The sequence below is a fragment of the Paenarthrobacter sp. 10N417 genome, assembly GCF_056394745.1.
Window position 1 is genome coordinate 45,434 of record NZ_JBFTIL010000008.1, and the last position, 14,129, is coordinate 59,562.

Genomic DNA, 14,129 nt, shown 5'->3' on the forward strand with positions numbered 1-14,129 from the left:
ATTGCTGGCAGAAGCGCTCGAGCACTTGGTCCGTGGGATCGTTGACAGCCCTGAGGATGTGAAGGTCAGTGCCAGGAACAACCGCCGCGGGGAATCCCTTGAGGTGCGTGTTCACCAGGAGGACCTCGGCCGGGTGATCGGCCGTCAGGGACGCACCGCACGTGCATTGCGCACTGTGGTTGCAGCCTTGGCAGGTGGCGAGCAGGTCAGGGTCGACGTCGTCGACACCGATCGTCGCCGATAACGCGCTCAGCAATACTTGTCTTAGATCCGGCCCCTTCACCGAATATGGTGGAGGGGCCGGATTGCTTTATCGATCATTTCACTTCCGTTGCTGCCTGGCAGCGCGGGCACAACGAGAATTCAGAGGAACCCATGCAGCTCCAGGTGGCCCGGATCGGCAAACCCCATGGCATACGCGGCGAGGTGACGGTGCAAGTACTCACCGATGCCCCCTCCGAGCGCTTTGTCGCCGGAACCGAGTTCGTCGTGGAGCCGGCCTCTGCTGGCCCGCTGACTATCCGCAGCGCGAGATGGAACAAAGACATCCTGCTGCTGGGTTTTGAAGAGATCGCGGACCGCAACGCCGCTGAGGCCATCCGCGGTGCGAAGCTTTTCATCGAAACCGAAGAACTCGATGACGAAGACGACGAGGAAGGCTGGTATGAGCACGAACTCGTTGGGCTGGAGGCGCGGGTTGGCTCACAGGTTGTGGGCAAGGTGGCCGCGCTGACCACACTGCCGGTTCAGGACCTGTTGACGGTCAAGACGGAGGAAGGGAAGGAAATTCTGGTTCCCTTCGTCGATGAAATCGTGCCTGAGGTCAACATCGAGGACGGGTTCATTCTCATCACTCCGCCTGCCGGTCTCTTCGAAATCAACGATGACACGGCTGAGGAGTCCAAGGACGGCGCCGGGGATGATGCCTGAATGAGGATCGATGTCGTCAGCATCTTCCCTGAGTACCTTGCCCCGCTTGAACTTTCGCTGATAGGCAAGGCCCGCCAGGATGGGCTCCTGGAACTTAACGTCCACGACCTCCGGACGTTCACCACTGACAAGCACCGGACCGTGGACGACACTCCTTATGGGGGCGGCGCGGGCATGGTCATGAAGCCAGAGCCGTGGGCACAGGCGCTCGAATCCGTTGCCGGGCCTGGTGAGGGCACCAAACCTGTCCTGATTGTCCCGTCGCCGGCAGGAGAGAGGTTTACCCAGGCCCTTGCCTACGAGCTCGCCGAAGAGGAACAGCTGGTCTTTGCCTGCGGTCGGTACGAGGGAATCGATGAGCGCGTCATCGACTGGGCGCAAGGGCACTTCACAGTGAGGCCTGTCAGCCTTGGCGACTACGTTCTCAATGGCGGCGAAGTTGCTGTCCTTGCCATGGTTGAAGCAATCGGCCGTTTGCTTCCAGGCGTGGTGGGCAACCCGGAATCCCTCGTGGAAGAATCACATTCGGACGGCCTCCTGGAGTATCCGGTATATACCAAGCCATCCTCATGGCGGGAGCACGAGGTTCCTCCAGTCCTGCTGAGCGGCAATCACGGGAAGATAGCGCAGTGGCGGCGCCATGAACAGTTCCGCCGCACTGCCGAGCGCCGTCCGGATCTCCTTGAACACTTCGACGCCGGTCAGTTGAGTCGCGCGGACCGCAACGCACTCGCGGACCTGGGTTACGACGTCGTGGATGGTCGCCTGCGCCGCCGCACGGAAAGCAACACGTCACCGACGCGACTGTAGTACCCCGCTGGCCGCCGTCGGGCGTTGCGAGTCCGCATAGTTGGTCGGATGCTGCGGCATGTGGCAGAATTAACCCTTGTGTCTGCTGGGCCAGCACCTGCCACAGGGGGAGCGAAGCCAACAGCCGGACAACCCGGTGCCGCCAATCAGTGGTGGAACCGGACACCAAGAAACTTCGGCGGAGATTTCCGGTTGGCTTTGTGCCGCGGGCTTGTCTGTCGTAACCCAAAGTGGATGACCTGTGGCGTTCACCAGGAGTGGATTAATGCATATCCTCGATAGCGTAGATGCAGCCTCGCTGCGTAACGATGTTCCCGAGTTCCGCGCGGGTGACACCCTCAAGGTTCACGTCAACATCATCGAAGGCAAGAACTCCCGTGTCCAGGTATTCCAGGGCTTCGTCCTGGGCCGCCAGGGTGACGGCGTTCGCGAAACCTTCACCGTACGCAAGGTTTCCTTCGGTGTCGGCGTAGAGCGTACCTTCCCGGTACACTCCCCGATCATCGACAAGATCGAGGTCGTCACCAAGGGTGACGTCCGCCGCGCCAAGCTTTACTACATGCGCGCACTGCGCGGTAAGGCAGCGAAGATCAAGGAAAAGCGCGACTTCGCCAAGTAAGTCCAGCGACTTACGTAACGGGTCCAGGATTCGTGCCCGGTTCGTTCCGGAGCAATCCGCAACGCAACAGGGATACGAGTCATGGACACATCAGAACGCCAGCCCCGGAAACAGGGCTGGCGTTTTGTTTTGCTGGCATTGGTCCTTGCCGTAGCCATCAGCGGACTGGTTCGCTCCTTGTGGATCGACGTCTACTACATTCCCTCTGAGTCCATGGAGCCGTTGCTTGGCACTGGGGACAGGATCCTGGTTTCGCGGACGGCATTCACCTCAGAGCCCATCCAGCGTGGAGACGTGGTTGTCTTTGATGGGCGTGGATCATTCGCCCCGCTCAGCAGCGGTAAGGGTCCTCTTGTCGACGCGATTGCAGCGGCGGGCCAATGGTTCGGGCTCACTGGGAGCGATACAACATACGTGAAGCGTGTCATTGGGGTTCCGGGTGACCACGTTCAGTGCTGTTCCTCCGAGGGGCGCCTCACAGTGAACGGTCAGGTACTTGAGGAACCCTATGTGTACCCCGGGGACGAACCCAGCAAACAGAAGTTCGACGTCGTGGTCCCCGAGGACCGGCTCTGGCTGATGGGCGACCACCGATCCCGCTCTGCTGATTCCCGCGGATTGCTGGGAGCACCCGGCGGGGGAATGGTCCCGTTTGACCGGGTGATCGGCAGACCAGTCCAGATCATCTGGCCCCTTGATAGATTTGCAGAGGTGCCTCGCTCCGTGCAGGCCGAACCATCGAAGAACGGACAATAAATGCCGGACAAAGTTCCCGAGAATCCCGAGCGACACGACGACGACGCGCGGCTCTCGGACGGAACGGGTGGCGTCGCTGGAGTGGCTGAGCCCAGCCCGGTCGCCGACGCTGCCGCCGATGCCGGCAACAAAACCGACGAGGCCGAGAAGCCCCGCAGGAACCCTGCCCTGGGATGGCTGAAGGAAATCGTCACAGTCGTGGCCATTGCCGTAGTGCTCTCCTTCCTTATCAAGACGTTCCTTTTCCGGGCGTTCTACATTCCTTCTGAATCCATGGAAAGCACCTTGGACGTCAATGACCGCATCTTCATCAATCTGCTGGTGCCGGAGCCCTTCGCCTTGGAACGGGGCGACGTAGTGGTCTTCAAGGATTCGCAAGGTTGGCTTCCGGCGGTTCTGAAAAAACCGGCAGGCCCCCTTGATTGGGTAGGCGACACTTTGGAATTCGTTGGGTTGGCCGCTGACGACAACGAGCAGCACCTGGTCAAGCGCGTGATTGGGCTTCCGGGTGATCACGTTTCCTGTTGTGACGCGCAGGGTCGAGTCAGCATCAATGGCACCCCGGTGGACGAAACGTACATCAACCCCACGGAAGTGCCACAGCCCAACCCGTTCGACATCATCGTTCCAGAGGGCAAGGTCTGGGTCATGGGAGACAATCGCAATCACTCGGCCGATTCCCGCGCGCACCAGGAAGTCAATGGTGGTTTCATTAATATCGAGGACGTTGAAGGCAAAGCCACGGTCATAGCCTGGCCCGTCAACCGGTGGACGGTGCTGGACAATTACCCGGATGTCTTCAAGAACGTTCCTGCGGGCACGTCAGGAAAGTAACGGCCATGGCAAGCACCCGGCTGAAAACCAAGACACCAACCGAAGTTCCGACCCTGGACGTCGAGCGTTCCTTCCTGTCTTCCGGGGTGCGTTTGCTGGCCGGCGTGGACGAGGTCGGCAGGGGCGCGCTGGCTGGCCCCGTCAGTGTGGGAATCGCCGTGGTCAACCTCGCGGATCATGCCCTGCTGGCGGATGTGCGGGACAGCAAGTTGCTCAAGCCCGAGGACCGTGACAGGTTGGAGCCTTTGGTCCGTGACTGGGCCGTAGCATCCGCAGTTGGACATGCCTCCGCCCGGGAAATCGATGACGTCGGCATCATAGCCGCCCTGCGCCTGGCGGGAACACGGGCCTGGTTTGAGATTCTGGCCGGTGGCATCACGCCTGACGTCGTGTTGTTGGACGGCAGCCACAACTGGCTTTCTCCGGAAGTTCAAGCTTCGTTGTTCGATACCGCGAACACGGGGCCCTGGTGTGAAGCGCCGGTGCACACAAAGGTAAAAGCGGATATGAGCTGTCTCAGCGTGGCCGCCGCCAGTGTTTTGGCAAAAGTAGCCCGCGATCGAATCATGGTTGATCTCCACGCTGAAGTACCGGCCTACGGCTGGAACGAAAACAAGGGTTACGCCACAGCAGCGCATCGCGACGTGATCAGGCTGCAGGGACCCAGTGCCTATCACCGGACGAGCTGGAACCTAACTGGGCCGGACGTGGTCTAACAGCCTGCTTGGCAGCGTCTGTCCTGCGGATGGCGTCCGGTGCGCGGCAGATGGTGCAAGATGGAACTATGAGCGCCGAGGACCTTGAGAACTATGAAACCGACATGGAGCTTCAGCTCTACCGTGAATACCGGGACGTTGTCGGTTTGTTCAGCTACGTTGTCGAAACTGAGCGGCGTTTCTACCTGGCCAACCATGTTGATTTACAAGCCCGCAGCGCAGACGGCGAAGTCTATTTTGATCTGACCCTGCAGGATGCCTGGGTTTGGGATGTTTATCGTTCAGCCCGCTTCGTGAAAAATGTCCGGGTCATTACCTTCAAGGACGTCAACGTCGAGGAACTTCCACGAAATGAAGATCTTGCGTTGCCCAAAGATGGTGGCCTCGGGGATCTGGGAGACCTCGGTAACTAGCACCTGCAGCCGCGGGTACTCTTCCTCCACAAGGCTGATGTAACGGGTTTACCCACATAGCATCAGGGCCGTCTGTCACGAGCCGCTGCCAGCGTCAAAGCTGGATAGCGGAGGTGATGCTCATGAGAGCAAAAGACATTCTTGGCCGTAACGGCGAGGCGTTGGCGGCAGGATTCCTGGAAGACCAGGGCATGCGTATTGTCGATCGCAATTGGCGGTGCGCCGATGGTGAAATCGACATCGTGGCACTTGAGGGTGACACCCTGGTGGTGGCGGAGGTAAAGACCCGCAGCAGCCTGGACTATGGACATCCCTTTGAGGCAGTAGGTCCGGCCAAGCTGGGACGCCTGCATCGGCTCGCTTCATCGTGGTGCCGGGAACATGAAGTGAATGCTCCACGAAGACGCATTGATGTGGTCTCGGTCATCCACGACGGCATTGGGGATCCCCAACTGGAACACCTGAGGGGTGTTGGCTGATGGGGGTTGGGCGCAGCTACTGCATTGCCCTGGTTGGACTCAATGGCTACATCGTCGAGGTAGAAGCCGATATCGGCCAAACCCTCCCCGCATTCGTGATTCTGGGGCTACCCGATGCCGCCCTTAATGAAGCCAAAGAACGAATTCGGTCCGCGGCACAAAACTCGGGAATTCCTCTGAGCCGGAGGAAGATCACAGCCAATCTCATTCCAGCATCCTTGCCCAAACGTGGTTCGGGCTTTGACCTTGCCATCACCATGGCTGTTCTCCGTGCTGCGGAGGATATTCGTTCGATCGATGGAACAGTCTTCATTGCTGAGCTGGGTTTGGACGGCCGGCTCCGTCCGGTGAGGGGCATCCTCCCAGCCGTGATGGCTGCCGTTCAGGCGGGGTACCCGGAGATCGTCGTCGCCGAGGCAAACGTCGCCGAGGCAACGTTGGTACCGGGTGCTCATGTCAGGGGATACCGGACTCTCGCCCGGCTTGCCTACGACTTCGGTGCCGACCCCAAAGAACTCGCCCTGGACTACGACCCGCCCGCGGGTGATCCCGGAGATGAAAATGATGACGCAGTGGGCATCGTGCCTGATCTTTCCGACGTTTCGGGGCAATCAGAGGCTCGGCGCGCGCTGGAAGTCGCAGCTGCAGGCAGCCACCATATGCTCCTGACCGGTCCACCGGGTCTGTGTTCTAAACAGTGTATGCGTGAGGCATCCGAGCGATGGCAGACTTGCCGCAAACATGCGCGCGGAAGTAGCGCCTGCCCGGCCTGGCCGAGCTACTTCCCTCATATGTCCTGAACTCCATCGGCGGCCACTTCCCGTTCTTCCGCACGACTGCATGGACCCCGAATGCCTCTAGGACGACCGGGCTCCGTAGTCCCGAGTTAGCCGCGCCACGGGGCCAGGGTTACGGCGGAAGTGGTTCAGAGGTGGGCGGTGCGCTCCAAGGGGAGAAGGTCTTCGCCCCCAGGTGTCAGGTTGAGTTCCAGACCCACTAGTGACCTTGCCAGGAAAGAAAGAAATGGACTCCATTGTGACAGGACCCCGGTGATGCGATGATGGAGATTATTCTCAGAGGTGAGTTCCGTGAGTGTCGAGTCTCCGAAGGCCCGCGCTGATGGCCACCGCAGCGACACCTGAGCGTGATTCCTGAGCCATCTTCACGAGAATGTTCTCCACGTGAGTTGTGACGGTGCGGATGGAAATGCCGAGTTCAGATGCGATCTGTTGGTTCGAGCGCCCCCTTGCAATCCGATCGGTGACCTCGGCTTCACGTGCTGTCAGCCCAAAGGGAAGTTCCAGGGGAGTCTCAACGATCAAAGCGACGTCCCCTCGACCCGATGAAACCCCGGCAGTTCGGGTGATCTCCAGTGCTACCGTCGCGTTCTCCGAGGTCCAAAGCCCGGATACGGAGGCCGCCGCCCCGGCCAGGAAGCGCGAAATGAAGTCTTTGAAATGGGGTTCAAATACGACGCCGCTCATCTCCCGGGAAATCACGGGCATGGGCGCATCCTGTCCATCAAAGAGCGCTGCCCTGCAGTCTTCGCGAAGTCGCAGAATTGGATATCCGGAAGATTGCCTCCGGCACAGCTCAGCGACGATCGGGGACAGCGCGCCGATAAGGTCACGGGCATCATCATCGAAGTTGTGAAAATGGGAGGCGGAAAGGTGGAGCATTCCCGCGTACTGGCCGTCGTCAGAGATCAGGCAGGTGCTCATGCCATCCGCGAAACCTGCGGGCGCCAGCGCCGTTTGGTACAGCTGCGTTGCACGGTAGTCGTACTTCAGATCATCAATGCGTAACGGTTGGTGCAGCTTAAGCAGGCTTCGATGGACCTTTGTTGCAGCGTAAGGGTCACCCAGCGCGGTGAGAGTTTCCGGCTGATAGCCATCGTTGGCCAGCACGTCATGTTTGGACAAGGCACGGTTCCAGAAAATCAGGGCTGCCGCGTCATGCCTGGTGCCGTCGGCCAGAACGTGCAGTATCTCGAGTGCTCCATCGCGCTGGTATTGGGCTGCGCCGGCAGCAAAAGCCGCCTTAAGCAGAATTTGGGACTTTCCGCTGACCATGAAGGCCTCCAAGACAGGAGGATCCTGTCCTCCGGGTTTGAGGCTTAATTATAGGCCCCCTCTCTCTTTATAGCCCTTCGATGTGCCTAAGCACCCCGGAACCACTGAAGCCGCTAGCGCGTACGTACAAATACCGATGTCGCGGGGACGCCTAGATTCCTAGGCTTGATTACACGGAGTGAAGAGCGTCACCCCAAGTCAAAGGAGAACGAGATGACTCGCGAAGAAGCCTACTCAAAGTGCCCTTCCGATTCGTATGTCGAACTGTACGGCGGCCAGTGGCTCGTCGTCCCATTCGCGCCTGTCGTCCAACCCCCATTTTTCACCTGCCTGCCAGGCACTCAGCATGTGGCACAGCAGATGGCAGTTAGCGGAATCTAGCCGGGCTGGAGCGCAAAGTGACAGGCAATGAACCAAAACGTCCTGAACCCCACACCAGGTGCGGGCAGAATTGCCCGCTTGGCAGGGCCATGCCGTCGGGCCGCTGCAACGGCAAAAACGGGGCGCGCGACGCAACCAGCCCGGAGAAGCCCCCTAATGTCCGCCCTTGAAATCCATGGGCAGGCGGACCGCTTCAACGTCAGGCCGCTGGAGGACATCTGCTTCACTATCGTGTGCCGAGGAACATCCAGCTTTCGAACTCAGTTACTGCGAGTTGAAAGGTACAGCGGGGACGCGGCGATTCCGTTGCTGGAAACCACGCCGGTCACGAGCAGTATCGATGCTCACACCGAACGACGGCTCCATGCAATGTGCGTCCGTCCTTTTCTGGAAGTCCCGGGTAGCGAAGATGCGCTCAGTGGGGCATCCGGGGTCACCTTGGGAGCCCTGATACGCCCAGACGTGCCAGAGGCTGCATATCAGGGTGTTCTGACAGCCTGGGATACAACCGCGAACAGGGGCATTGGGATCTTCCTCCGTGACCAAAGGCTGACGCTCTTAGTAGGAGATGGACACGCCAAGCTGGAAATCAGCCTCCCTGAGCCCCTGCAGCCTGGCAACTGGTACGAAATTGCCGCGTCATATGACCAAACGACTGGTCTCGCGGCCCTTTTCCAGAGGCCCTACACCTCCTCCACTCAGTCCCCTCGTGGGGCAGGTCGCGGAAGCCGGACAATAACTGGGCATCGCAAACTGGCCCACCTGCCAGAGGTCCCCCTAATGCTGGGCGCCAGCGCCAAATACATCTCAGGATGGACGGCGGCAGAGGAATCCTTCATAGGAACGATCGAGGCACCATACGTGATTGCGAAGTCCACGCCGGCAACGGACCTGAGGGGACTACACTCCCGGCGGCTGAACGCCCCGGCCTTAGTGGCAGCATGGGACTTCTCGCAAGGACTTTCCGAGGACGGACTCCACACCGACGAGGTTCCGGATGTTGTGGGATCCTTCGCCGCCCGCTGCGTCAATGCCCCACTGAGGGCCGTTCCTGGACACCGCGGCAACGCAACCGGAGGCATTAGGGCATCGCCGGAGAGCTACGGTGCTATCCGCCTGCGCCAAAGACGTCCTGACCCCGAGAGATGGAAATCGCAGATCACTCTCCGGGTCCCGGCAGGCTTGGCGGCAGGTTTCTACTCGTTGCAACTAAGGGCCACGAACGTCGAGGAATTTGTCCCTTTCGCCGTCACCCACAAGCCTAGGGCGCTCACTCCTGAGGGCACAGGCACCATCCACTGATTTCCGCCCACGAGGCCGTATCACAAACTGAGCGCCCATCGATCGCTCGTCCCCAACGATCCATCTACAGAATCCGTTGAGCCGAATTCACGGCTAAGATTTCTTCCGAGAGGCACAGATAGCCCATGAAAACTGACAGTCACGCGACCCCGGCCAGTGACGCCGGCACTGACGACGTCGAGCAGCAAAAACTAGGGGCTCTTGGCTACAAGCAAGAGCTCAATCGCACCATGACCCTGACGGACGTTGTTGTTTACGGGCTCATCTTCATGGTGCCGCTGGCCCCCGTGGCCGTGTTTGGCACCATCTTCAACTTCTCCCACGGCATGGCCGCACTGGTTTATCTGGTGGCCGGTATTGCGATGGTCTTCAGCGCAGTCAGCTACAAGGAAATGGCCAAGGAGTACCCCGTTGCCGGGTCCGTGTACTCATACGTCCGCCTGGGCACCACGAAGTTCGTGGGGTTTCTGTCGGGATGGGCGATCCTTCTGGATTACCTCCTCCTGCCGGCGCTGCTATGCATTCTCGCAGCGTCCGCCATGGGAGCACTCATGCCTGAAGTTCCGGGCTGGATCTGGGTCATCGGCTTTATCGCCGTAGTGGCCTTCATCAATCTCCGCGGAATCGTCGTCACGGCACGGATGAACATGATCTTTTTGATCATTCAAGGAGCAGCGCTCGTGGTGTTCGTCGGCGGAGCCCTGATAGCGATCACCGAAGGGCGGGCGCAGTTCAGCCTCGCCCCCTTCTACCAGCCTGAATTCTTCTCCTGGGAGCTCGTGTTCACGGCCATCCCGGTTGCTGCCCTCAGCTACATCGGCTTTGACGCTATCTCGACGCTCAACGAAGAAGCCAAGGGCGGCGGCAAGGCGGTATCGAAAGCGACCATGATCGTCCTCTGGCTCGTCATCGCAATGTTCGTTGCACAGGTCTACTTCGCTGCTCTGTTCGTCCCGAACAATGAACCATTCGCCGAAGGCGATGCCATGAACAACGCCTTTTACTCCATCAGCGAAATCGTCGTTGCGCCATGGTTCAAAATCGTGTTCACGCTGATCACGGCCCTGATAGCGCTCTTCGCCAACGTGCTGGTTTCCCATGCCACGACATCGAAGATGATCTTTGCCATGGCCCGCGACGGGCAGCTGCCACGACGTCTGGCTGTAGTCACCCAGAAACACAAAGTTCCTGCCGCTGCAATGATCGTGGTGACGATCCTCACCGCCGTTATCGGTGTGCTGGCTGTGGGACAGATCGAACTCATCGTCACTATGGTCACCTTCGGCGCCCTCACCGCCTACATCCTGCTGCACATCAGCGTCATCATCCACTTTGGAATCCGCCGGTCCAGCAAGAAGTACTTCATCCACTGGATCTCGCCCATCCTTGGCATTGCCGTACTCGGATATGCCCTCTACAGCACCAACATCAATGCCAAAATCATTGGCGTCTCCTGGCTGGTCATAGGAACGATCGTCGCGCTCATTCTCAAACGCACCGGCCGCACCCTCGAAACCGAGGACGTCGTCTAGACCGGAAGAGAACACCTCCCGTTCTCAGACGGGCGAAGACACCGGGCCTGCCGCTTCGGCAGCGCCCGGTGCCTTCATGGCGTGCCTTGAGGCTTCATGACCAAAAGTCCCCGACGGGAACTGGCTCCACCCATGAAAAAAGGGCAGTCCTTGGACTACGCAAAACTGCCTATATTTTTCCCGTCAGCGCCGCCATAACGTTGAAGTTACTTAGAACACACAAGGCTGCAGCGCTGGTGACAGGGGAGTTCCCCTCACCTGGTCGCTCCACAGCAATCCCACCTCAGAATGAAAGCGAGAACCTCCCTTGACTCCGCGGACCAGTCCACCAAGTGGCCAAACAAATTGTTGCCGAACGGGAGCGAACTGATGCGTACCAGCGCGGACCGCTCATCCGAACTTATGAGCATTTTTGAACAGCGGTTCTCCTCCCGACTTCGCCGCGACTTCACCGATGAAGTAGCAGCGGCGTACGACCGCTCCCCGCTGGGACCTCATGACGACAAGACCGCGCGTGTCGTGCGGGCCTTGGGCAACGCCTCGATCAACGGCAAAGAGATCATCCTGAACCTCGGGCCCAACGGTCCGTGGGGGATCGGCAGGATCACTGTAGGAGCACCCGGAAACCTGGTTCTCCTGCCCTCAACCTTCTACACCTATGAAAACGCGCTGCGCGGAGTGTTCGCGTTGCGTCGCCAGAACTTTTTGGAGAGCTGAACCCATGACTGCCGAAGCCGCACCCGCAACCGAGATCCGCGTCGACCCGAAAATCTTCGGATACACCGACCGTTTTGCCGCTCGCCCAGGTGAAAGCATCTCCTTCCACGTCAGCTGCGAGGGACCCTCTGCATATCAAGCCTCACTTGTCCGTCTACGGCACGGGTTCACCGGGGAAGCCGGACCGGGCTTCCTGGAAACTCCGGTTGCATCAGAATTCGATGGTCAAAAGCAGGGCACGCAGTACGCGTGCCAGCCCGGATCCTATGTCGAGGTGGCGGACCCGTCCTCGCTGTTGACAGACCCGAACGGATTGGTCATCAAGGCCAAGGTGTACCCCACCTTGCCCCTGAGCTCCCGCTCCGGCAACTATGGCGCCTACCACGTTACTCAGAACTCATTCGGAGGAGGCAGCGACAGGCAGGTCATCCTGGGCAACTGGGATGAAGAGTCCTCGAGCGGCTACGCACTTGTCCTGGACGCCGGCCGGCCCACCTTCCTCTGGAGCGAACAGGGTACCGTGAAGTCACTGGCTCTTGAGAACCCCTTGGAAGGACACCATTGGTACAGCCTGCGGGTCGAGGTGGACATCGCAGCTGGGCAGATCCATCTGACCCAGGCACCGTTGTCCAACATCATGAACCGGTACACCGACCACGCACTGCCTCTGGAATCCCAAGACAAGGTCGCAGACGCCGCCCCTGCAGCCAGCGCACCCGAAGCCCCATTCCGAATCGGCGCCGGAGCGCGTCGGGACGGCGAGCGATGGCTCGCAGCAAACGGCTTCAATGGCAAGATCGGCGACGTCTCCATTGAACGAGGCACGCCCACCAGAACCGAGACCCTTGCTGACTGGCACTTTGGGCGCAGTCACCGTGACGATGGACTGCTCCTGTGGGACGTCATCGACGAATCACCAAACCGGCTCCACGGAACGTGTCACAACGCACCAACCCGGGCCGTCGCAGGACACTCCTTCACTGGTCTCGTGGACGACTTCCGGCTTGTCCCCGATGAGCACGACGCAATCCACTTCCACGACGACGACATCACCGACGCGGGCTGGCCGACAGCGTTCACACTCGACGTTCCCTCTGACCTGCCCAGCGGCGTATACGCCGCCAAACTCACCGCCGAGGGCGCAGAACAATACCTTCCCTTCTTCGTCCGGGCAGGCGAAAACAAGAACGACGTCGCCGTGCTATTCTCCACAGCAACATACCTCGCGTACGCCAACGACCGCATTGCCTTCGAAGCCGACGGCGCAGAGATCATTGTGAGCCGGACACCCATCCTGGACCGCGAAGACCTCACCCTCCAGGACCATCCCGAATTCGGCCGCTCCTGCTATGAAATCCACAACGACGGCTCCGGAGTTGTCTTCGGAAGCGTCCGCAAGCCCATCCTGACCCTCCAGCCCAAACACCGGGCGTGGTTCCAGGCCGAAGGCGTCTGGGGACTGCCCGCAGACCTGTGCATCGTTCACTGGCTCGAAACCGAGAACTGCGACTACGACGCCATCACCGATGAAGACCTTGACCGCGAAGGATACAGTCTCCTCAGCGACTACCGGGTAGTCATCACCGGCAGCCACCCAGAGTACGTCACACGCAACGAACTCACCGCCCTGGAGAAATTCACCTCCAAGGGCGGGAGACTGATGTACTTGGGCGGCAACGGGTTTTACGCCACCGTCTCATTCGACCCAGAACAGCCACACCTGATGGAACTCCGACGCTCCGACGGCGGCACGCGCCCCCACCAGTCCCCGTACGGAGACAAACGCCACGCCACCTCCGGCGAGCTAGCAGGCATTTGGAGGAACAAAGGCCTACCGCCACAGAAACTCGCCGGAGTGGGATTCGCCGCGCAGGGCTTTGACCGCTGCACCTACTACGAACGACTTGAAGACAGCCACGCTCCGGAAGCCGCATTCATCTTCGAGGGAATCGGTGCAGACGAGCGCATCGGCGAGTTCGGAATCATGGGGGGCGGCGCCGCCGGCGCCGAAGTCGACTGCTACCAGCCCGGCCTCGGCTCGCCCCCCGGAACACTGGTCCTTGCAACGTCAGGCCCGCTGTCGGACGCTTACCTCCTGGCTGCAGAGGAAGTGTACGAGTCCATTCCCGGCATCGGCGCTACCGAGCAACCAGGCGTCCGATCGGACATCGTCTACTGCCCGTTGGAAGGGGGCGGAGGTTTCTTCTCAGTCGGTTCGATCGCCTACACGGCGTCTCTCTCCCATAACAACTACGACAACAACGTCGCCAAGATGACAGGAAACGTCCTGAGGCGGTTCCGTCAAGCCCAGCCACTTGAGGTAACTCTCAATGAAACAGAAACAGTTCAAGTAGTCGGCAGCTGAATCGCTAATCAGAAAGAAACCAGCTGCCCCGACAGGCCAATATAGCGAAGCCAGAGGGCGGTCCATCCTTCGAGTGGGCCGCCCTCAGGTGGGCATGACACCGTCCATCTTTCTTTCCCGACTGAGCTTGCCAACCATCCCACAGTGACGCGGACCTCCGGCATCAACGTCAGAGGCGACTACCAAATGGACACCAGGGAGTT

14 protein-coding genes and 1 pseudogene are annotated in these 14,129 nt (G+C 59.9%); 14 read left to right on the forward strand and 1 reads right to left on the reverse strand.

Features of this window, described 5'->3' with window-relative positions; genetic code table 11:
• The first annotated feature begins 1 nt into the window (after position 1).
• The 10 genes and pseudogenes from AC1DCM_RS12155 to AC1DCM_RS12200 all read left to right on the forward strand — a co-directional run.
• On the forward strand, positions 2 to 244 hold the full coding sequence (locus AC1DCM_RS12155) for an RNA-binding protein (RefSeq protein WP_144659985.1): 243 nt from the start codon (positions 2 to 4) through the stop codon (positions 242 to 244).
• A 131-nt stretch (positions 245 to 375) separates the two neighbouring features.
• Positions 376 to 930 (forward strand): ribosome maturation factor RimM, encoded by a 555-nt coding sequence (rimM, locus tag AC1DCM_RS12160; protein WP_477518393.1) that lies wholly within the window; start codon positions 376 to 378, stop codon positions 928 to 930.
• A complete protein-coding gene (trmD, locus tag AC1DCM_RS12165) occupies positions 931 to 1,740 on the forward strand; it encodes a tRNA (guanosine(37)-N1)-methyltransferase TrmD (protein ID WP_477518394.1) in 810 nt (269 codons plus the stop codon).
• A 265-nt stretch (positions 1,741 to 2,005) separates the two neighbouring features.
• A complete protein-coding gene (rplS, locus tag AC1DCM_RS12170; protein WP_014922079.1) occupies positions 2,006 to 2,359 on the forward strand; it encodes a 50S ribosomal protein L19 in 354 nt (117 codons plus the stop codon).
• Between the two features lie 81 nt (positions 2,360 to 2,440).
• Positions 2,441 to 3,115, forward strand: a complete 675-nt coding sequence (gene lepB / locus AC1DCM_RS12175) for a signal peptidase I (protein WP_477518395.1) — start codon at positions 2,441 to 2,443, stop codon at positions 3,113 to 3,115.
• Positions 3,116 to 3,949 (forward strand): signal peptidase I, encoded by an 834-nt coding sequence (gene lepB / locus AC1DCM_RS12180; protein WP_477518396.1) that lies wholly within the window; start codon positions 3,116 to 3,118, stop codon positions 3,947 to 3,949. It abuts the gene before it with no gap.
• Between the two features lie 5 nt (positions 3,950 to 3,954).
• Entirely contained in the window at positions 3,955 to 4,665 is a 711-nt protein-coding gene (locus tag AC1DCM_RS12185; RefSeq protein WP_477518397.1) for a ribonuclease HII, read from the forward strand.
• Between the two features lie 68 nt (positions 4,666 to 4,733).
• Positions 4,734 to 5,078, forward strand: a complete 345-nt coding sequence (locus AC1DCM_RS12190; RefSeq protein WP_216923842.1) for a DUF2469 domain-containing protein — start codon at positions 4,734 to 4,736, stop codon at positions 5,076 to 5,078.
• 113 nt (positions 5,079 to 5,191) lie between these two features.
• Positions 5,192 to 5,557, forward strand: a complete 366-nt coding sequence (locus tag AC1DCM_RS12195; RefSeq protein WP_442003962.1) for a YraN family protein — start codon at positions 5,192 to 5,194, stop codon at positions 5,555 to 5,557.
• Positions 5,557 to 6,240, forward strand: a pseudogene (locus AC1DCM_RS12200) (magnesium chelatase domain-containing protein); the annotation flags it as partial. The gene AC1DCM_RS12195 and the pseudogene AC1DCM_RS12200, both read left to right, overlap by 1 nt.
• Positions 6,241 to 6,630: 390 nt before the next feature.
• Here the strand turns inward: AC1DCM_RS12200 and AC1DCM_RS12205 are convergent.
• Positions 6,631 to 7,629 carry a helix-turn-helix transcriptional regulator gene (locus AC1DCM_RS12205; RefSeq protein WP_476983108.1) on the reverse strand — a complete coding sequence of 333 codons (999 nt, stop codon included), beginning with the start codon at positions 7,627 to 7,629 and terminating at the stop codon, positions 6,631 to 6,633.
• A 1,161-nt stretch (positions 7,630 to 8,790) separates the two neighbouring features.
• On the opposite strand from AC1DCM_RS12205, the gene AC1DCM_RS12210 reads away from it, so the two are divergent.
• From AC1DCM_RS12210 to AC1DCM_RS12225, 4 genes are all read left to right on the forward strand, one after another.
• On the forward strand, positions 8,791 to 9,312 hold the full coding sequence (locus AC1DCM_RS12210) for a hypothetical protein (RefSeq protein ID WP_477518398.1): 522 nt from the start codon (positions 8,791 to 8,793) through the stop codon (positions 9,310 to 9,312).
• 125 nt (positions 9,313 to 9,437) lie between these two features.
• Positions 9,438 to 10,844, forward strand: coding sequence for an APC family permease (locus AC1DCM_RS12215; protein WP_476983106.1), 1,407 nt, complete (start codon positions 9,438 to 9,440; stop codon positions 10,842 to 10,844).
• A 369-nt stretch (positions 10,845 to 11,213) separates the two neighbouring features.
• Positions 11,214 to 11,561 carry a N,N-dimethylformamidase alpha subunit family protein gene (locus AC1DCM_RS12220; protein ID WP_476983105.1) on the forward strand — a complete coding sequence of 116 codons (348 nt, stop codon included), beginning with the start codon at positions 11,214 to 11,216 and terminating at the stop codon, positions 11,559 to 11,561.
• A 4-nt stretch (positions 11,562 to 11,565) separates the two neighbouring features.
• A complete protein-coding gene (locus AC1DCM_RS12225; RefSeq protein ID WP_477518399.1) occupies positions 11,566 to 13,926 on the forward strand; it encodes a N,N-dimethylformamidase beta subunit family domain-containing protein in 2,361 nt (786 codons plus the stop codon).
• Positions 13,927 to 14,129 lie beyond the last annotated feature (203 nt).

Excerpts from the sequence above, each read along its gene's own strand:
- rimM (WP_477518393.1), top strand. The coding sequence starts at position 376 with ATGCAGCTCCAGGTGGCCCGGATCGGCAAACCCCATGGCATACGCGGC.
- trmD (WP_477518394.1), top strand. The coding sequence starts at position 931 with ATGAGGATCGATGTCGTCAGCATCTTCCCTGAGTACCTTGCCCCGCTT.
- rplS (WP_014922079.1), top strand. The coding sequence starts at position 2,006 with ATGCATATCCTCGATAGCGTAGATGCAGCCTCGCTGCGTAACGATGTT.
- lepB (WP_477518395.1), top strand. The coding sequence starts at position 2,441 with ATGGACACATCAGAACGCCAGCCCCGGAAACAGGGCTGGCGTTTTGTT.
- lepB (WP_477518396.1), top strand. The coding sequence starts at position 3,116 with ATGCCGGACAAAGTTCCCGAGAATCCCGAGCGACACGACGACGACGCG.
- AC1DCM_RS12185 (WP_477518397.1), top strand. The coding sequence starts at position 3,955 with ATGGCAAGCACCCGGCTGAAAACCAAGACACCAACCGAAGTTCCGACC.
- AC1DCM_RS12190 (WP_216923842.1), top strand. The coding sequence starts at position 4,734 with ATGAGCGCCGAGGACCTTGAGAACTATGAAACCGACATGGAGCTTCAG.
- AC1DCM_RS12205 (WP_476983108.1), bottom strand. The coding sequence starts at position 7,629 with ATGGTCAGCGGAAAGTCCCAAATTCTGCTTAAGGCGGCTTTTGCTGCC.
- AC1DCM_RS12210 (WP_477518398.1), top strand. The coding sequence starts at position 8,791 with ATGCTGGGCGCCAGCGCCAAATACATCTCAGGATGGACGGCGGCAGAG.
- AC1DCM_RS12215 (WP_476983106.1), top strand. The coding sequence starts at position 9,438 with ATGAAAACTGACAGTCACGCGACCCCGGCCAGTGACGCCGGCACTGAC.
- AC1DCM_RS12220 (WP_476983105.1), top strand. The coding sequence starts at position 11,214 with ATGCGTACCAGCGCGGACCGCTCATCCGAACTTATGAGCATTTTTGAA.
- AC1DCM_RS12225 (WP_477518399.1), top strand. The coding sequence starts at position 11,566 with ATGACTGCCGAAGCCGCACCCGCAACCGAGATCCGCGTCGACCCGAAA.